This window comes from Aeromonas sp. s7(2024) (genome assembly GCF_040907825.1).
GTDB classification, from domain to species: domain Bacteria; phylum Pseudomonadota; class Gammaproteobacteria; order Enterobacterales; family Aeromonadaceae; genus Aeromonas; species Aeromonas veronii.
In genome coordinates this window covers 54,393-72,313 of sequence record NZ_JBFOCM010000004.1, presented here as the reverse complement: position 1 = coordinate 72,313, position 17,921 = coordinate 54,393, and the positions used below count along the sequence as shown (strand labels likewise).

13 protein-coding genes are annotated in these 17,921 nt (G+C 59.3%); 6 read left to right on the top strand and 7 right to left on the bottom strand.

The features are described 5' to 3' along the window. Positions 1-102: 102 nt before the first annotated feature. Positions 103-804, top strand: a complete 702-nt coding sequence (locus AB5Y73_RS00360) for a phosphatase PAP2 family protein (RefSeq protein ID WP_107682722.1) — start codon at positions 103-105, stop codon at positions 802-804. Positions 805-874: 70 nt separating this feature from the next. Here the strand turns inward: AB5Y73_RS00360 and galE are convergent, their stop codons facing one another. The 7 genes from galE to barA form a co-directional block, all read right to left on the bottom strand. Continuing rightward, entirely contained in the window at positions 875-1,888 is a 1,014-nt protein-coding gene (galE, locus tag AB5Y73_RS00355; protein ID WP_107682721.1) for a UDP-glucose 4-epimerase GalE, read from the bottom strand. An 86-nt stretch (positions 1,889-1,974) separates the two neighbouring features. Then, positions 1,975-2,964 carry a hybrid-cluster NAD(P)-dependent oxidoreductase gene (locus AB5Y73_RS00350; RefSeq protein WP_107682720.1) on the bottom strand — a complete coding sequence of 330 codons (990 nt, stop codon included), beginning with the start codon at positions 2,962-2,964 and terminating at the stop codon, positions 1,975-1,977. Between the two features lie 111 nt (positions 2,965-3,075). Further along, positions 3,076-4,725: a hydroxylamine reductase gene (hcp, locus tag AB5Y73_RS00345; RefSeq protein ID WP_107682719.1), complete on the bottom strand. Its 1,650-nt coding sequence runs from the start codon at positions 4,723-4,725 to the stop codon at positions 3,076-3,078. Positions 4,726-5,014: 289 nt separating this feature from the next. After that, positions 5,015-5,482 (bottom strand): Dps family protein, encoded by a 468-nt coding sequence (locus AB5Y73_RS00340; protein ID WP_107682718.1) that lies wholly within the window; start codon positions 5,480-5,482, stop codon positions 5,015-5,017. Between the two features lie 155 nt (positions 5,483-5,637). Further along, a complete protein-coding gene (locus AB5Y73_RS00335) occupies positions 5,638-6,525 on the bottom strand; it encodes an N-acetylmuramoyl-L-alanine amidase (RefSeq protein ID WP_107682717.1) in 888 nt (295 codons plus the stop codon). 34 nt (positions 6,526-6,559) lie between these two features. After that, positions 6,560-7,039 carry a DUF1456 family protein gene (locus AB5Y73_RS00330; protein ID WP_107682716.1) on the bottom strand — a complete coding sequence of 160 codons (480 nt, stop codon included), beginning with the start codon at positions 7,037-7,039 and terminating at the stop codon, positions 6,560-6,562. 89 nt (positions 7,040-7,128) lie between these two features. Continuing rightward, entirely contained in the window at positions 7,129-9,846 is a 2,718-nt protein-coding gene (gene barA, locus AB5Y73_RS00325; RefSeq protein WP_107682715.1) for a two-component sensor histidine kinase BarA, read from the bottom strand. Between the two features lie 153 nt (positions 9,847-9,999). Between barA and rlmD the strand changes: the two genes are divergently transcribed. The 5 genes from rlmD (at position 10,000) to eno (ending at position 17,888) form a co-directional block, all read left to right on the top strand. Continuing rightward, positions 10,000-11,322: a 23S rRNA (uracil(1939)-C(5))-methyltransferase RlmD gene (gene rlmD / locus AB5Y73_RS00320; RefSeq protein WP_107682714.1), complete on the top strand. Its 1,323-nt coding sequence runs from the start codon at positions 10,000-10,002 to the stop codon at positions 11,320-11,322. 311 nt (positions 11,323-11,633) lie between these two features. Continuing rightward, positions 11,634-13,847: a GTP diphosphokinase gene (gene relA / locus AB5Y73_RS00315; RefSeq protein ID WP_005335588.1), complete on the top strand. Its 2,214-nt coding sequence runs from the start codon at positions 11,634-11,636 to the stop codon at positions 13,845-13,847. 73 nt (positions 13,848-13,920) lie between these two features. Then, on the top strand, positions 13,921-14,718 hold the full coding sequence (gene mazG / locus AB5Y73_RS00310) for a nucleoside triphosphate pyrophosphohydrolase (RefSeq protein WP_107682713.1): 798 nt from the start codon (positions 13,921-13,923) through the stop codon (positions 14,716-14,718). Positions 14,719-14,859: 141 nt separating this feature from the next. Next, positions 14,860-16,497, top strand: a complete 1,638-nt coding sequence (pyrG, locus tag AB5Y73_RS00305) for a glutamine hydrolyzing CTP synthase (RefSeq protein ID WP_005335584.1) — start codon at positions 14,860-14,862, stop codon at positions 16,495-16,497. Between the two features lie 89 nt (positions 16,498-16,586). Beyond that, complete coding sequence (eno, locus tag AB5Y73_RS00300; protein WP_005335583.1) at positions 16,587-17,888, top strand: phosphopyruvate hydratase; 1,302 nt, start codon at positions 16,587-16,589, stop codon at positions 17,886-17,888. The last annotated feature ends 33 nt before the right edge of the window (positions 17,889-17,921 follow it).

Below are 17,921 nucleotides of genomic sequence, written 5' to 3'. Positions count from 1 at the left end.
TTATTTGAGGCTTGATATTGTGTCGCACTTTCTTACAATTCTTCGGTTTTGTGACGCACTCTACAGTTTTACGATATCGCCCTTTTCCAAAGGAGAGTCCCCATGGGCAAGTTCCTGCTTTGCTATCTGGTCGGTGGTCTGGTGGCCATCAGTTGGGCTGCGCTGCCCGCTCACGGTCCCTGGGATCAGTGGGACCTCGCGATTTTTCATACCGTCAACGGCTGGCTCGGCCAGTCGGCTCTGTGGGCCGATCTGGTGGCCATCACCAATAACCGGCTGTTCGATCTGGCGGTGCTGGCCTGTATGGGGCTGATCCTGGCCCGCTGCTTCTTCGCCCGGGATTTGGCGGGTCGTCGCCAGCTGGTGGCGATGGGCATAGTGATGCTGCTGAGTGCACTGGTGATCAACCAGCTTGGTCACCGATTGCCGGTGGAGCGACCCAGCCCGACCCTGATGGTGGCCGATGCGCTGCGGGTGACCCAGATCAGCGCTATTCCGACCAAGGACTCTTCCGGTGACAGCTTCCCCGGGGATCACGCCCTGTTCCTGATGATCTTCGCCGGCTACGCCTTGCGCTATCTACCGCGCTGGGCGGGAGTCACCGCATTGCTGATGGTGCCGATCTTTTCCGCGCCGCGCATTCTGGCTGGCGCCCACTGGTTTACCGATGTCTACGTCGGCGCACTGGGGCTGGCGACCCTCTGTCTGCCCTGGTTGCTGCTGACCCCGCTGGCGGATCGGCTGATAGAGCGCATCGCCCCCCGATTGGCCCGTGTGCCGCTGCTGCGCAGTCAGACCCACTGATTGAACGTCGCAAAATAAAACGCCCCGACATGAAAATGTCGGGGCGTTTTGTTATCCACCCGCTAGATCATCAGCCTTGATAGCCGTTCGGGTTGTTGCTTTGCCAGCGCCAGGTATCGACCATCATCTGCTCCAGACCGCGCTCTGCCTGCCAGCCCAGCTCGGCACGGGCCAGCGTCGGCTCTGCCCAGCACTCGGCGATGTCGCCCGGGCGACGGGGTTTGATCTGGTAGGGAATGGGTCGGCCGCTGGCCGCTTCAAACGCCTTGACCATCTCCAGTACCGAGTAGCCCTGACCTGTGCCCAGGTTGTAGGTGAAGACGCCGGTGTCGCTCTTGATGCGCGCCAGTGCTTTCAGGTGGCCGATGGCGAGATCCACCACATGGATGTAGTCACGTACGCCGGTGCCATCCGGGGTCGGGTAGTCGTTGCCAAATACCCCCAGCTCCTTGAGCTTGCCGACACCCACCTGGCTGATATAGGGCAACAGGTTGTTGGGGATGCCGTTGGGATCTTCACCAATCAGGCCGCTCTCGTGGGCGCCGACCGGGTTGAAGTAACGCAGCAGTACGATAGCCCAGCGGGGATCGGATTTGGCGAGATCACGGAGGATCTCCTCCACCATCAGCTTGGAGCGACCATAGGGGTTGGTGGCGCTGGTGGGGAAATCTTCCCGCAGTGGTACCGAGGCGGGATCGCCATAGACAGTGGCCGAGGAGCTGAATACCAGCCGGAAAACTCCGGCCTTGGCCATCTCTTCGCACAGCACCAGAGTGCCGCTGATGTTGTTCTGGTAGTAGGTGAGCGGGATCTGGCTCGACTCCCCGACCGCCTTGAGGCCGGCGAAGTGGATGACCGATTCGATCTGGTGGTTGGCAAACAGCTGCTGCAGGCAGGCTCTGTCCAGCACATCCCCTTCGACGAAGATGACCGGCTTGCCGGTGATCCGTTCGACCCGCTTGAGTGACTCCGGTGAGGAGTTGGAGAGGTTGTCCAGCACCACCACCTGCTGCCCGACGTTCAAGAGTTCAACCAGGGTATGGGAGCCGATATAGCCGGCGCCCCCTGTAACCAGAATTGTCATTTTTTTATCCCGTCTTCGACTGAAACTGGGGCTGAGTCTACCTGCCCGACCCACTCGGGAAAAGCGTGAGATGCCAGGAACGAGCTTCAATAGTCGACGCTGACATCCCCGCTGGCGGTGCAGGAGCAGGCCAGAGCAACGCCGCTCTCCAGATCCTGCGCACTCAGGGTCATCACGCTCTGGCGCTCGATGTCACCTGTGGTGGTGCAACGACAGCTGCCACATACCCCGGCGCGGCAAGCGGCCATTATGGTTTCGCCCGCCGCTTCCAGTGCCGCCAGCAGGGTCTGACCCGGCAGGATCTTCACCTTTTTGCCGCTCTTTTTCAGGGTCAGCCAGAAGTGGTCGCTGGTGGTCGTGGCTGGCTCTACGGGAGGAAGACCGAAGGACTCCTGATGCAGCTGCTCCTGCGGCAGTCCCAGTTCGGCCAGCATGGTTTTGACCGCCGCCATATAGGGTGCCGGGCCACAGAGATAGACGTGGCGTTCGCGCAGATCCGGGGCCAGTTCGGCCAGCATGGCGGGGGTGAGTCGGCCAATCCAGGGGTGATCTGCTGGGGCCCCTTCCAGTATCAGGGCATGCCGTACACCGGGGTGCGCTTCGGCCAATGCAGCCAAGTCATCTGCGAAGATCACATCTGCTGGCGAGCGGGCGCTATGGATAAAGCGAATATCGGCATCCGGCCGTTTGGCGAGCTCGTCTCGCAGCATGGCCCACATGGGGGTGATGCCGGAACCGGCGCTCAAGAGCAGTGGTCGTTCGCAGGGCAAGGCGGTTAGGTTGAAGTCGCCAAAGGGACCATCCACCCGGATCTCGTCGCCCACTTGCAGGGTCTGGTGCAGATGGCGAGAGACCCGTCCCACATACTTGATAGTCACTTGCCAGCAGGCATCCTGCGGGCTGGAGGAGAGGGTATAGGCGCGGCACTCCGGCTGGCCGTCGATCTCGGTGTGCAGGGTGATGCACTGGCCTGCCAGCACGGGAGGGAGGCTGCCGGAAAACGGCACCAGCTGCCAGCTCACTACGTCGTGGGTGTTCTGTTGGCGGCCAATGCAGGTGAGCGTGAGAGAGGTCATCACAAGGCTCCTTAGGTTTGAAACGGTTCGAAAAACGTCTGGTGAAAAAGCCGGGTCCAGAAAAAAGGCGAGCCGGGCGGCTCGCCAAACGCTTACAACATGCGGTACCGATCAGGCCGCCAGGATCTCGGCCAAGTCAGCCTCGGCCGTGGTGGTCCCTTTCAGACCGAACTGCTCTTCCAGCACCTTGAGCAGGGCCGGGGTGAGGAAGGCGGGGGCGGTCGGGCCGGTACGAATATCCTTCACCCCGAGGGAGAGCAGGGTGAGCAGAATAACGATGGCTTTTTGCTCGAACCAGGAGAGCACCAGCGTCAGCGGCAGATCGTTGACCCCGCACTCGAACGCCTCGGAGAGTGCCAGCGCCAACTGAATGGCGGAGTAGGCATCGTTGCACTGGCCCACGTCCAGCAGACGCGGAATGCCGCCGATGTCGCCAAAATCGAGCTTGTTGAACTTGTATTTGCCGCAGCCCAGGGTGAGCAGCAGGCTGTCGCGCGGCGCCGCCTTGGCAAACTCGGTGAAGTAGGCGCGCTCGGCCTTGTCGCCGTCACAGCCACCCACCAGGAAGAAGTGGCTGATCTCTCCGGCTTTGACCTTCTCAATCACCGCGGGGGCGGCCTGCATCAGGGCGTTGCGGGCAAAGCCGATGGTGATGAAGTGCTCGAGCTCTGTGTGTTTGAAGCCTTCCAGCGCTTGCGCCTTGGCGATCACGGCGGAGAAATCATCCCCCTCCAGATGAGTGACGCCCGGCCAGCCGACGATGGAGCGGGTGAAGATACGATCCGAGTAGTTGCCCACATTCGGGTCGATGATGCAGTTGGAGGTCATCACCACGGCGCCCGGGAAGTTGGCAAACTCCTTCTGCTGGTTCTGCCAGGCGGAGCCGTAGTTGCCCACCAGATGGGGGTACTGCTTGAAGAAGGGGTAGGCCAGCGCGGGCAGCATCTCGCCGTGGGTGTAGACATGAATGCCGGCCCCCTTGGTCTGCTCCAGAATGAGCTTGAGATCCATCATGTCGTGGCCGGAGACCAGAATGCACTTGCCGGGGATGGGGGTGACGCGTACCTGGGTCGGCTCCGGATGGCCGAAGGCGCTGGTTTCACCCAGATCCAGCATCTCCATGATTTTGAAGTTGAGCTGACCGATCTCCATGGCGCAGCTGAACAGCCGACCCATTTCGCTCGGGTCTGTGCTGAGCCAGCTCATGATGCGGTGGAATTCGGCGGCCACCTCGTCACTCTGCTGATCCAGCACCCGGGCGTGCTCCATGTAGGCGGCGGCGCCCTTGAGGCCGTAGAGACAGAGCAGACGCAGCCCCATGATGTCTTCGTTCACCTCGCTCTTGCCCCGATTGGGGGCGGCTGGTGCGGCATGGGCAAGTTGTTCCAGCAGTTCGGCACCGGGTTCGAAGTAAGCGGACTGTGGCAAGTCGTTGACCTGCACCGCCATGGCGGTCAGACGATCGGCTAACTGCTGGCGATAGGCGAGGGCCTGATTGACGTAGGCCACGATGCGATTCGAGTCGAAGTTGACGTTGGTGAGGGTGGCGAAGAAGGCCTTGGGCACGAAAGCATCGACCTCGCGATCTATGATGCCTTGCTCGCGGGCGGCCAGCGCCCAGGCGCTGAGCCCCTGCAGGGTGTAGATCAGCACATCCTGCAGATCCGAGGTTTCCGCCGTCTTGCCGCACATACCTTGTGCGTAGGCACAGCCGTTGCCTGCCGGGGTACGAATTGTCTGTTCACATTGCACACAAAACATCATGCCTCTCCTAATTGGACATTTCAGTTGTCTGTTTTGTGGTGATTCTATTCCTCTCGCGAAAAACTTAATAGGTATTCAATTTGCCAATTAAGATTCCCTTGATGCAGATCAAAAACAAAAAAAGCCGCCCAAACAGGGCGGCAAGCGGGTGGATAAAAGGAGAGACAACTCAGGTTTGCAACAGAACATAACAATCAGACGGATTGGGCCGTGGTCTGGTCAGGAGCTTTCGGCCCGGTACTTACTCAAGCCAGCATACGTACGCTGTAGCTGGCTTGGTTCACTATCAGGCCAGATAAGCGCGCAGCATCCAGACCAGTTTTTCCTGCTGCTGCACATAGTCGGAGAGGATGGAGGCAGTGCCCTCATCACCGGCTTCGGCGGCCTGGCCCAGAATACGACGCTGGGCGACCAGCAGTTCGCGGAAGCTCTCCAGCAGGGATTCGACACAGGCGCGGCCATCGCGAAGCCCCTTTTGCTCTGGGATGGCAGAGACTTTCAGGTAGTCACTGAAGCTGTGCATCGGCACGCCATCCAGGGTCAGGATCCGCTCGGCCAGTGCATCGACTTTCAGCAGCAGGTCGTTGTAAATCTCTTCAAATTTCAGGTGCAGTTCGAAGAACTGGTTGCCACGGATATTCCAGTGGAAGCCGCGCACGTTCATGTAGAGGATCTGGTAGCTGGCCAGCAATTTGTTCAACTCGGCTGCCAGGGCTTGTGATTGAGCAGTATCAAGACCAATCGGGCTTTTCATCATTCACCTCCAGATTTGGAAATCGGTTTTAAATTCTCTTTCGGAACGCAGTCAGAATAACGCCTTGCAAAATGCAGGGACAATTGCTTGTGCCTAACTGTTTGATAGCTAACGGCTATCAAACAGTACGCAGCAACGGGGGCAATGGATGAGGATTAGGGGAAGTATTTTTCGAGCAGCGCCATCAGGATGGCCTGACACTCGCGGTCCGGTTTGCTATCGACCTTGCTGGCGCGAAAGTGGAGCTGAAAGGCGCCCATGACGGCGCGGCTCTGCTCATCCCACTGGCCGCTCCGGGGCAGACCATAGCCATAGCGGGCCAACTGCTGCTGCCACATGGCCGCATCCCAATAGGGCAAGGGACTGGCCAGCAACTCGGCCACCCGACCTTCATCGGGCCAGGCACCGACCCCGTACGTCAGATATAGCTGGCGCCAGGGGAAGTGGGGGCCGGGATCTTGCTTACGCTCGGGGGCGACGTCGCTGTGAGCCAGCACCTGGGTCGGCGGGATCCGGTAACGGTCGACCAGCTTGCGGCTGAGGGCGCCGACGGCAGCAATCTGCTGCGGGGTATAGGGTTGCCAGCGGCGCGCATCGGGGGCCAGCGGCTCATCTTCTGCTGGATAGCCGAGGTTGACGATCTCGATGCCAAGGGAGCTGGCATTGAGCCCGGCATATTGGTGCCAGCGGCTGCGTCCCGCATGCCAGGCGCGCGCGTTGTCCGGCACCAGCTGATAGACGGTGAGTGGTGTTTCGTGGCTGTCGCGGGGGATCAGGTAGTGGGCGCTCACCTTGTGCTCCGGCTCGGTCAGCAGGCGCAGGGAGTTGGCATCGTCTTCGTCGGTGTAGTGGAGGATCAGAAAGGCGATCCGCTCATTCTGGTTGGCGCTCTGATGGCGGGTAGAGAGCTGGTATTCGGACGGAGTACAACCACCCAGCAGAAGAACCAGTGGTAGAAATAAGAGGGGAAGAAGAGAGCGCCAGCGCCATCCCCCTGCCGCAGCCAGGCTGCTGAACGTGGGAGGAGTGAGTCGCTGGCACATGTCGAAGGCCCTGTCTGGTCAGTCGCGCGGCTGGTTAGCTGCGGTATTTGGCCGTGAGACCAATCAGGAAGTTGCGCAGGATCTGATCCCCGCAATCCTGATAGTGCTTGTGATCCTTGGAGCGGAACAGGGCACTGAGCTCGGACTTGGAGAGGTTGAAGTCGGCGAGCTTGAGGGTACCGAGCATGTCCTCTTCCTTGAAGTTGAGACCGATGCGCAGCTTGCGCAGGATCATATTGTTGTTGATCCGGTTCGGGATCACCTGGGCCGGTGCATCTTCCCGCACGCCGCGGCGGGCGATGATGAAACCGTCGAGGAACTGGCTCAGGGCCGAGTCGGGACAGGCGACATAGCCTGCCTCTTGCTCTTCACCTTCCGCCGCCTCTTTCATCAACCAGCTGTGCAGCTGGGCGTGAGTGACCGTCAGGTTGCCCTTGGCAAACATCTCGACCATCTGGTCGTTGCTGATGGTGAGGGCGTAGCGCAGACGGCGCAGAATATCGTTGTTGGTCATGCTGACTCCTGTGTAAACGGCGCAACTTTACCATCTGGCGGCCCTCGCGTCAGAAAAAGCGGGGGCCAATACAGTTCAGGTCAAGCTCATCAAGCCTTGCCGAGATAGCGGGGCGCCTCCTGGCGCACCAGTTCCAGCGCATCTTGCAGCTCCAGCAGCTCGGGTTCCAGCTCGCTGACCGGCACGCCGTCACGCAGCTGTTGCTCCAGCTGGGAGAGCAGCCGTTGCAGTCCCGGCACCCCGGAATAGGCACAGCCACCGTTGAGGCGATGGAGCTGGGCCAGCACCTCGCTATCTTCAATTTCGCCAGCCAGCGCGCTATCCAGCACAGGTTCCACTTCGTCGAAACTGGCCAGCAGCATGGTCAGCATCTCTCTGGCGAGATGCTCTTTCCCCGCCGCTTGCCGCACCGCCAGTGCCCAGTCGATCTGTTGGGCACCATTATTCTGGTGGCGGCGATGGGCAAAGTCGGTGATGAGCTGGGCCAGCATGCTCTCGTCGATGGGCTTGGCCAGATAGTCGTCCATCCCCTGCCGGATCAGCCGCTCCCGTTCGCCGGGGATGGCGTGGGCGGTCACCGCCACGATCGGGGTGGTGGTGTTGAGGGACTGGTTGCGGATCGCCTGGGTGGCACTGATGCCATCCATGATCGGCATCTGGATATCCATGAAGATGATGTCGAACGGCTGGCTCTGGGCCTGCTTGACCGCCTCCTTGCCGTTTTTGCACACCACCACCTGACTCACCATCTCCTTGAGCATGGCGGCGATCAGCTTGAGGTTGGCGGCGTTGTCGTCCACCGCCAGCACCTTGATCGGCTGCAACTGGCGCGGCGCAGGCTGAGCAGGCAGCTTCTGGCGGCTCGATTCCGGCGAGAGCAGGGCGTGCAGTAGCTTGCGGTGGTTGACCGGTTTGGAGAGACAGTGCTGGGCGCCATGGGCCAGCATCGCTTCATAGAGCGCCGGCTCGTGGCTGCTGAGCAGTACTATGGTGTTCTGCTGCTGGCCGTTCAGTTTGTCGAGACGGCCGAGCACTTGCTGCGGCGTATGCAGGGTGCTGCTGCCGATGATCACCATCTCCTGCTCGCTCATCTCGGGCCAGGGATCATCGCTAGTCAGTGGGTGCACGTCGAGGTGCCACTCCGCCAACAGGGCGAGCAGGGAGGCTTGCGCAAAGGGATCCGGCTCCAGCAGCCAGAGCCGTTTGCCACGGATCCGATCCAGCGGCAGTTGATCGGTCTGGGGCAGGGGTGAGACCTCCACATCCAGACTGAAGGAGAAGATGGAGCCCTTGCCGAGCTCCGATTCGAAACGGATCTGGCCGCCCATCTGCTGCACCAGCTTCTGGGTGATAACGAGGCCCAAACCCGTGCCGCCATAACGGCGGGAGATGGAGGAGTCGGCCTGATTGAAGGCCTGGAACAGCTGATGTTGCTGCTCCTGGGAGATGCCGATGCCGGTATCGCGGATCTGGACGTTGAGCCTCACCTTGTGGTTGCCACTGCCGGTCTGCTCGATATGAACATCCACGTTGCCCTGTTCGGTGAACTTGATGGCGTTGCCGGTGAGGTTGGTCAGCACCTGTTGCAGACGCATGGGGTCGCCGGTGAGGTAGTCCGGCACATCGGCATCCACCCGCAGGGAGAGTTCCAGCTGCTTGTCGTGGGCGCTGGGGCCGAGCAGGTGCATGGTCTCGTTGAGGGTGTCGCGCAGGCTGAACGGGATATGTTCCAGCTGCAGCTTGCCCGCTTCCAGCTTAGAGAAGTCGAGGATGTCGTTGATGATGCCAAGCAGGTTGCGCGCCGATTTCTCGATGGTCTGCATGTAGTCGGTCTGGCTCGGGGTCAGGCTGGTTTTCAGCAGCTGGCGGGTAAAACCGATGACCCCGTTGAGCGGGGTACGCAATTCGTGGGACATGTTGGCCAGAAACTCCGACTTGACCCGCGCCGCCTCTTGCGCCCGTTTCTTGGCCATGTCGAGTTCGACGTTCTGGATCTCGATCTGCTCCAGCGTTTCGCGCAAGTCAGAGGTGGCCTGATCGATATTCTGCTGCATCTCTTCGTGATATTCGGAGAGCGCCTTGGCCATGGCGTTGATGCCGTTTTTCAGCATATCCAGCTCGCCGGTGAGCTGGCCGCTGACCCGGGTATCGAGCCGCCCCTCCCTGATTTTGTGCACCGCCTGCACCATGTTGGTGATGGGCTGGGTCACGCTCTTGACCAGACGGAAGCCAAACAGGGTACTGAAGGCGACCCCGATGAGCACCATGATCACCGCAAAGAAGGTGTCGCGGTACTGCAGCAGCATGGCCCTGTCGGTCGCCATCTGCATCGAGATGTAGCCGATCATCGGCGGCTCTACATCGCTGGGCAGCGGGAAGCCATCCAGACTGGTTTCAGCCTGGATCGGTGTGCGCAAAATGATGTCGTCCCCCTGAAACGTCACGCTGGTCAGATCCGGAATGGGCTCGCCATCGGGCAGCCTGAGCCGGGTGAAATCCCGGTGATAGTTCGAGGTAACGAACAGCTGGTTGTCTTGGGTGAAAACCGCGATGGACTTGATGAAGGGGGAGTTCTTGCGATGGGTCAGACCTATCAGCCGCTTGAGGGATTCGCGACTGTGCTGGGTCATCCCGTATTCACTGGCGATCGCCAGCGGTTCGATAATGTTGATCCCCTGATCAATGAGGTTGTTTTCCAGCTGCTGGTAGCGGTGGAAGGTGAAGTAACCGGCCATCAGGCCACCGATGATCAGGGTTGGCAGGATGGTGAAGGCGAGAACGCGTGCTCTCAGGCCATATTTGGTCATACGAACAGGCCACCAGTGAACAGGGTTGGCGATAGGGTTGATGGCAATACACGGGCTCTGTGGCCGTATTTGGTCATACTATTATTCTTGTGGGACAATACCCGGCAGCAGATTCCACAATCATGACATAGCCACCTATAGGCACCAAGTTTTATGGCCCAGTTTTTCAAGCCCCAAAAGAAGTCCACCCAGCTCCAACGCATTGAATTTACGATAGACACCCTCGATCACCACTGCGTCGGTATCGGTCGCCATCAGGGCAAGGCGATCTTCGTCGAAGGGGCACTGCCCGGCGAGACCGTCAAGGCACGCATCACCGAAGAGAAAAAGCAGTATGGTCACGCCGCCTTGCAGCAGGTGGTGACCCCGGCGGCCAATCGTATCGCCCCCTTTTGCGGCCACTATCGCGAGTGCGGCGGTTGCAGTGCCCAGCACATGTCGGTTGCCGATCAGCAAGCCGCCAAGGCGGCGGGACTGGTCAGCCTGTTCGAGCGGTTGGGCAACATCAAGGCGCCGGCGCTGGAGCCGGTACTGACCGGTGAAGATCGTGCCTACCGCCGGGTCTGTCGTCTGGCCATCAAATTTGACAAGAACGGTCGCTGCACCCGGGTCGGTTTCCGCCGTCGCAACAGCAACGATCTGGTGGAAATCGAAGGGTGCCCTGTGCTGGCTGAGCCGCTCTCTGCGCTGATTGCCCCGCTGCGTGAGTGCCTCAATCGCCTCAAGAGCCAGCGCGAGCTGGGCCATGCGGAGCTTATCCAGGCCGAGCAGGGGATCATGATGCTGCTGCGTCACACCGGCCGCCCCAATGAGGCGGATCGCGCCCTGCTGGTGGAGTTTGCAAAAGCACAGGGGATCGACCTCTACCTGCAGGCGGCGGATGATCGCATCGAAGCGCTGCAGCAACATTTTTCTCCATCCTACTCGCTGGATGGCCTGTCTCTTGCATTTGCTCCCGGTGATTTCATTCAGGTCAACGGCCCCATCAACCAGAGCATGGTTGAGCAGGCGCTGACATGGCTCGGGGCGAGCAAGGATGACAAGGTGCTCGATCTCTTCTGCGGTATCGGCAACTTCACCCTGCCGCTGGCCCGTCAGGCTCGCGAAGTGGTGGGTGTCGAAGGTGAACTGGCCATGGTGCAGCGGGCCGAAGAGAACGCCCGTCGCAACGGCATCACCAATGCCCGTTTCTACAAGGCCGACCTGAGCGATGACATCGTCGGCATGTCCTGGGCGCGGGAAGGGTTTGATCTGGTACTGCTGGATCCGGCTCGTCCCGGCGCGCTGGAAGTGATGGGACACGTCGTGAAACTTTCACCCAAGCGGGTGGTCTACGTCTCCTGTAACCCAGTCACCCTGGCGCGGGACAGTCAGGTGCTGGTGAAAGGGGGTTACCGTCTGGTGCGCCTCGGCATGCTCGACATGTTCCCTCACACCGGTCATCTGGAGTCCATGGCGCTGTTTGAACGGGAGTAAATGACTCATCAGCTCGGCGATGCCGGATAGGTCATCCGGCATGTTCGTTACTCTTTGAGCAGGTGTGTATATGAAGTAATCCTGCTCATCGGTACGGCGATGCGGATATGTAATCTGGCATGTCTGCGGCTGTTTGAGCTGGTGTGATTGGGGTAATCTAGACCCTCGTCGTTCGGCAGGGCCTGTTGGTGCGCTCTATTGTCTTTCTGGACAATATGCCTTGAAAAGTGCGCTGGATATCCCCATTTGAGGCAATCTCATGAGGGGGGAAAGTGACAGCTTTCGGCCCGATAATTTAAAGGATTGATACCATGGTTGCGGTTCGCGATATTCATTTGAAAGACAACTTCACCCTGGAAGAGTGGGTCAGCTCGCTCTCCTTGAGTGACAGTGAAAAGGATCAGCTGCGAACCGTCTATCAGTATTGTCTGACGCTCGGTGACGAGGCGCTGACCAGCAAGCTGCTGGTGCGTGGCATCGAAATGGTGGGCATCCTGCAGATGCTCAGCATGGATATCGGCACTCTCAAAGCGGCCATCATCTACCCCTTCGTCGAAGCCGGCCTCATCAGCCAGGAGCGGATGGACGAGGACTTCGGCTCCAAGATCGCCAAGCTGGTGGAAGGGGTGCTGGAGATGGAAGCCATCCGCTCCCTGCAGACCCTCCATCGCAGCGAAACCTCGCCGGAGCAGGTCGACAACGTACGTCGCATGTTGCTCGCCATGGTCGAGGATGTGCGCGCCGTGGTGATCAAGCTGGCGGAGCGGATCGCCTGCCTGCGGGAAGCTAAGACGGCAGATGAAGAGACCCGGGTGCTGATGGCCCAGGAGATCACCAATATCTATGCACCGCTCGCCAACCGTCTGGGTATCGGCCAGCTCAAGTGGGAGCTGGAAGATCTCGCCTTCCGTTACCTGCACCCGGATACCTACAAACAGATCGCCAAGCAGCTCGACGAGAAGCGGCTCGACCGCGAGCGCTACATCCGCGAGTTTGTGCAATCCCTGCGTAATGGCCTGAAAGAGGCGGGAGTTGACGCCGAGGTGTACGGTCGGCCGAAACACATCTACAGCATCTGGCGCAAGATGCAGAAGAAGCACCTCGAATTCAACGAGTTGTTCGACGTGCGCGCGGTGCGGGTAGTGACCAAGCGGCTGCAGGATTGCTATGCGGCGCTCGGTATCGTGCATACCCAGTTCCACCACATTCCTCGCGAGTTTGACGACTATGTCGCCAACCCCAAACCCAACGGCTATCAGTCGATCCACACCGTAGTGGTGGGGCCGGAGGGCAAGACGGTCGAGATCCAGATCCGTACCGACCAGATGCATCAGGACGCCGAGCTCGGCGTCGCGGCGCACTGGCGCTACAAGGAAGGGGCACAGGCTGGCGGCAAGGCCAACACCTTCGAAGACAAGATCGAGTGGCTGCGCAAGCTGCTCGCCTGGCAGGAAGATCTCTCCGAGAGCGGCTCCCTGCTGGAAGATCTGCGCAGTCAGGTGTTCGAGGACAGGGTCTACGTCTTCACCCCGAAAGGGGATGTCATCGACCTGCCGGCGGGCGCCACCCCGCTCGATTTTGCCTATCACGTCCACAGCATGATCGGTCACCGTTGCATCGGCGCCAAGATTGACGGCCGCATCGTGCCGTTCACCTACGCGCTGCAGACCGGCGATCAGGTGGAGGTGATCACCCAGAAAGAGCCCAACCCGAGCCGCGACTGGATGAACCCCAACGCCGGCTTCCTGCGCTCCAGCCGGGCGCGGGCCAAGGTGGCGACCTGGTTTAGAAAACTGGATCGGGACAAGAATATCGTGGCCGGTCGCGAGCTGTTTGAGAAGGAGCTGGATCGCCACAACCTCAGCATGTCCAAGATCGACAAGGGCAACATGCTGCGCCGCTTCAATCTGGAGAGCACCGACGATCTGCTGGCCGGTATCGGCAGCGGCGATATCCGCATCAACCAGGTGCTCAACTATCTCGACACCTGTTACAACAAGCCGACGGCGGAAGAGGAAGATCGCCGCCTGTTGGAGAAGCTGGAGCAGAAGGCCAATGCGCCGATGCGCCACAAGCCCAAAGACCATATCGTGGTGGAAGGGGTCGGCAACCTGATGACCCATATCGCCCGCTGCTGCCAGCCCATTCCGGGGGACTCCATTCAGGGCTTTATTACCATGGGGCGCGGCGTATCCATTCACCGGGAAGATTGCGAGCAGCTCAAGGAGCTGTCACGTCGCAACCCTGAGCGGCTGATCGATGCGGTGTGGGGGGAGAACTACTCCGGCGGCTACGGCCTCACCATCAGGATCATCTCCAACGATCGCTCCGGCCTGCTGCGCGATATCACTACCGTGCTGGCCAACGAGAAGATCAATGTGATGGGGGTGCGCTCACGCTCCAACGTGCGCGAGCAGACCGCGGAGATCGACATGGAGCTGGAGATTTACAACATCAACGCCTTCAACCGGGCGTTGGCCAAGCTCAGTCAGCTCAACGATGTGATCAGCGCCAAGCGGCTTTGATATCGAACCGACCGGCCCCAGTGGCCGGTCTGCATTTACGACCCTTTTTGAACGAATTGAAAGCGAATATCCCATGTCCCAACGTTACGATCTGCCCCAACTGCTCGACATCATGGCTCGCCTGCGCGATCCGCAAAACGGCTGTCCCTGGGATCTGAAACAGGACTTCCAGAGCATAGTGCCGCACACCCTGGAAGAGGCCTACGAAGTGGCCGATGCCATCGAAACCGAGGATTGGCAGGGGCTGAAAGGGGAGTTGGGCGACCTGCTGTTTCAGGTGGTGTTTTACGCCCAGCTGGGTAAAGAGCGGGGCTTGTTCGACTTCGCCGATATCGTCGATACGGTGAGTGAAAAGCTCATTCGCCGTCATCCCCACGTTTTTTCCGATGCAGACCTTGGCGACGAGAAAGCGGTAAAAGCGAACTGGGAAGCGGAAAAGGCCAAAGAGCGAGCGGCCCTCGACAAAGAGAGTGTGCTGGACGATATCCCGCAGGCGCTGCCTGCCCTGACTCGCGCCGCCAAAATTCAGAAACGCTGCGCCACCGTCGGTTTTGACTGGAAGACGCTGGGGCCTGTGGTGGACAAGATCCACGAAGAGATCGACGAGGTGATGGAAGAGGCATTGATGGCCGATGTGGACGAGGCGCGGGTGAGCGACGAGCTCGGCGACCTGCTGTTTGCCACCGTCAATCTGGTGCGTCATCTGGGCAAGGATCCGGAGCAGGTACTGCGAGGTGCCAATGCCAAGTTCGAGCGTCGTTTTCGTCAGGTTGAGCAGATAATCGCCGCAGAAGGCTTGAAAATGACCGATTGCACCCTCGAAAAGCTCGATGCCGCCTGGGATAAGGCGAAGGAAACCGAGCAAAGTTGATTTGGCGCAAGATGGGGGGGCGGTGAGCCTGATAGATTTTTGCTCATTGTTTGGGAGAGGGGTTTTTGGTATACTGTTTCCCCGTCCTGCTTCATCCCCGAAGCACCCCTTAAAATTCCCTAAACTTCTTTCAGGTTCAGCATGACGACCAAATATATTTTTGTTACTGGTGGCGTTGTTTCATCCCTCGGCAAAGGCATTGCCGCAGCTTCTCTGGCAGCCATTCTGGAAGCCCGTGGTCTGGATGTGACCATCATGAAACTGGACCCGTACATCAACGTGGATCCGGGCACCATGAGCCCGACCCAGCATGGTGAAGTGTTCGTAACCGAGGACGGGGCCGAAACCGATCTGGATTTGGGCCACTACGAGCGTTTCATCCGCACCAAGATGACCCGTCGCAACAACTTTACCACCGGCCGTATCTACGCCGACGTACTGCGTAAAGAGCGTCGTGGTGACTATCTGGGCGCCACCATTCAGGTTATCCCGCACATCACCAACGCCATCAAAGAGCGGGTGATTGCCGGTGCCGAAGGCCATCAGGTTGCCATCGTCGAAGTGGGCGGTACCGTAGGTGACATTGAGTCCCTGCCGTTCCTCGAAGCCATTCGTCAGCTGGCTGCCGAAGTGGGCCGCAACAACGCCATGTTCATGCACCTGACGCTGGTTCCTTACCTGGCTGCGGCCGGTGAAGTGAAGACCAAGCCGACCCAGCACTCCGTCAAAGAGCTGCTCTCCATCGGTATCCAGCCGGATGTGCTGATCTGCCGTTCCGACCGTGCCATTCCGGCCAACGAGCGCGCCAAGATCGCCCTGTTCTGCAACGTGCCCGAGCGCGCCGTCATCTCCATGAAAGACGTCGACTCCATCTACAAGATCCCGGCACTGCTGAAATCCCAGAATCTGGACTCCTACTTCACCGAGCGTTTCGGTCTGGAGTGCAAAGAAGCTGATTTGTCCGAGTGGGAACAGGTTATCTATGAAGAGGCCAATCCGACTGGTGAAGTAACCATCGGTATGGTCGGCAAGTACGTCTCCCTGCCGGACGCTTACAAGTCCGTAAACGAGGCGCTCAAGCACGGTGGTCTGAAGACCCGTCACTCCGTCAACATCAAGTACATCGACTCTCAGGATATCGAGACCCGTGGCGCCGAGCTGCTGGAAGGTCTGGACGCGATCCTGGTGCCGGGTGGCTTCGGTGAGCGCGGTGTGGAAGGCAAGATTCTGGCTGCCCAGTATGCCCGCGAGAACAAGATCCCCTACCTGGGTATCTGCCTCGGCATGCAGGTTGCCATGATCGAATTCGCTCGCAACGTAGCGGGCATGGAAGGGGCTCACTCCTCAGAATTCAAGAAAGATTGCGCCTATCCGGTCGTCGGCCTCATCACCGAGTGGGTGGATGAAGAGGGCAACGTCGAGACCCGTACCGAGAAGTCCGATCTGGGCGGTACCATGCGTCTGGGTTCCCAGCTCTGCCACCTGGTCGAAGATTCCAAGGTGCGTCAGATGTACGGCAGCCCGACCATTTACGAGCGTCACCGTCACCGTTACGAAGTCAACAACAAGCTGCTGCCGCAGATTGAAGCGGCAGGTCTGAAAGTGACCGGTCTCTCCGCCGACAAGAAGTTGGTGGAAATCATCGAGATCCCGGATCACCCCTGGTTCGTGGCCGCGCAGTTCCACCCGGAGTTCACCTCTACTCCTCGTGATGGCCACGCTCTGTTCGCCGGTTTTGTGAAGGCGGCAGGCGAGTATCAGAAGCGTAATTTGAAGTAATTGAAAATAAATGCGGTTGGGGCACTGTGCCACAGCCGCTTTTTTTGGCATATTTTTGTTGTTTTTTTACGAAACCTGAGGAAATACACATGTCCAAGATCGTTAAAGTGATCGGTCGTGAAATCATCGACTCCCGTGGTAACCCGACCGTTGAGGCCGAAGTTCACCTGGAAGGTGGTTTTGTTGGTATGGCAGCCGCTCCGTCTGGCGCGTCCACCGGTTCCCGCGAAGCGCTGGAACTGCGTGACGGCGACAAGAGCCGTTTCCTGGGTAAAGGCGTGCTGAAAGCCATCGAAGCCGTAAACGGCCCGATCGCTCAAGCTCTGCTGGGTAAAGATGCCAAGGACCAGGCCACCGTTGACCAGATCATGATCGACCTCGACGGTACCGAGAACAAATCCAAGTTCGGCGCCAACGCCATCCTGGCTGTTTCCCTGGCTAACGCCAAAGCTGCCGCTGCTGCCAAAGGCATGCCGCTGTACGCCCACATCGCCGAGCTGAACGGCACCCCGGGTGTTTACTCCATGCCGCTGCCGATGATGAACATCATCAACGGTGGTGAGCACGCCGACAACAACGTCGACATCCAGGAGTTCATGATCCAGCCGGTTGGCGCCAAGACCCTGAAAGAAGCCGTTCGCATGGGCGCAGAAGTGTTCCACAACCTGGCCAAAGTGCTGAAGTCCAAGGGCTACAACACTGCAGTTGGTGACGAAGGTGGTTTCGCTCCGAACCTGAAATCCAACGCCGAAGCGCTGGAAGTTATCGCTGAAGCCGTTGCCGCTGCCGGTTACAAACTGGGCACCGACATCACCCTGGCTATGGACTGCGCTGCTTCCGAGTTCTACGACGCAGAGAAGAAAGAGTACAACCTGAAAGGCGAAGGTCGTGTCTTCACCTCCAACGGTTTCTCCGACTTCCTGGCTGACCTGACCACCAAGTTCCCGATCGTCTCCATCGAAGATGGCCTGGACGAATCTGACTGGGAAGGTTTCGCCTACCAGACTGCTGAACTGGGCAAGAAAATCCAGATCGTGGGTGACGACCTGTTCGTAACCAACACCAAGATCCTGAAGCGCGGTATCGACAACGGCATCGCCAACTCCATCCTGATCAAGTTCAACCAGATCGGTTCCCTGACCGAAACTCTGGCTGCCATCAAGATGGCCAAAGACGCTGGCTACACTGCCGTCATCTCCCACCGCTCCGGTGAGACCGAAGACGCTACCATCGCCGACCTGGCTGTTGGTACCGCTGCTGGCCAGATCAAGACCGGTTCCATGAGCCGTTCTGACCGTGTTGCCAAGTACAACCAGCTGATCCGTATCGAAGAAGCTCTGGGTGCCAAAGCTCCTTTCCGCGGTCTGAAAGAAGTTAAAAACCAGGCTTAATTCGCTGGTTTGCCAGCCTCGGCTGGAATGAAA

Coding starts and splice junctions, on each gene's coding strand:
- AB5Y73_RS00360 (WP_107682722.1), top strand. CDS start 103: ATGGGCAAGTTCCTGCTTTGCTATCTGGTCGGTGGTCTGGTGGCCATC.
- galE (WP_107682721.1), bottom strand. CDS start 1,888: ATGACAATTCTGGTTACAGGGGGCGCCGGCTATATCGGCTCCCATACC.
- AB5Y73_RS00350 (WP_107682720.1), bottom strand. CDS start 2,964: ATGACCTCTCTCACGCTCACCTGCATTGGCCGCCAACAGAACACCCAC.
- hcp (WP_107682719.1), bottom strand. CDS start 4,725: ATGTTTTGTGTGCAATGTGAACAGACAATTCGTACCCCGGCAGGCAAC.
- AB5Y73_RS00340 (WP_107682718.1), bottom strand. CDS start 5,482: ATGAAAAGCCCGATTGGTCTTGATACTGCTCAATCACAAGCCCTGGCA.
- AB5Y73_RS00335 (WP_107682717.1), bottom strand. CDS start 6,525: ATGTGCCAGCGACTCACTCCTCCCACGTTCAGCAGCCTGGCTGCGGCA.
- AB5Y73_RS00330 (WP_107682716.1), bottom strand. CDS start 7,039: ATGACCAACAACGATATTCTGCGCCGTCTGCGCTACGCCCTCACCATC.
- barA (WP_107682715.1), bottom strand. CDS start 9,846: ATGACCAAATATGGCCTGAGAGCACGCGTTCTCGCCTTCACCATCCTG.
- rlmD (WP_107682714.1), top strand. CDS start 10,000: ATGGCCCAGTTTTTCAAGCCCCAAAAGAAGTCCACCCAGCTCCAACGC.
- relA (WP_005335588.1), top strand. CDS start 11,634: ATGGTTGCGGTTCGCGATATTCATTTGAAAGACAACTTCACCCTGGAA.
- mazG (WP_107682713.1), top strand. CDS start 13,921: ATGTCCCAACGTTACGATCTGCCCCAACTGCTCGACATCATGGCTCGC.
- pyrG (WP_005335584.1), top strand. CDS start 14,860: ATGACGACCAAATATATTTTTGTTACTGGTGGCGTTGTTTCATCCCTC.
- eno (WP_005335583.1), top strand. CDS start 16,587: ATGTCCAAGATCGTTAAAGTGATCGGTCGTGAAATCATCGACTCCCGT.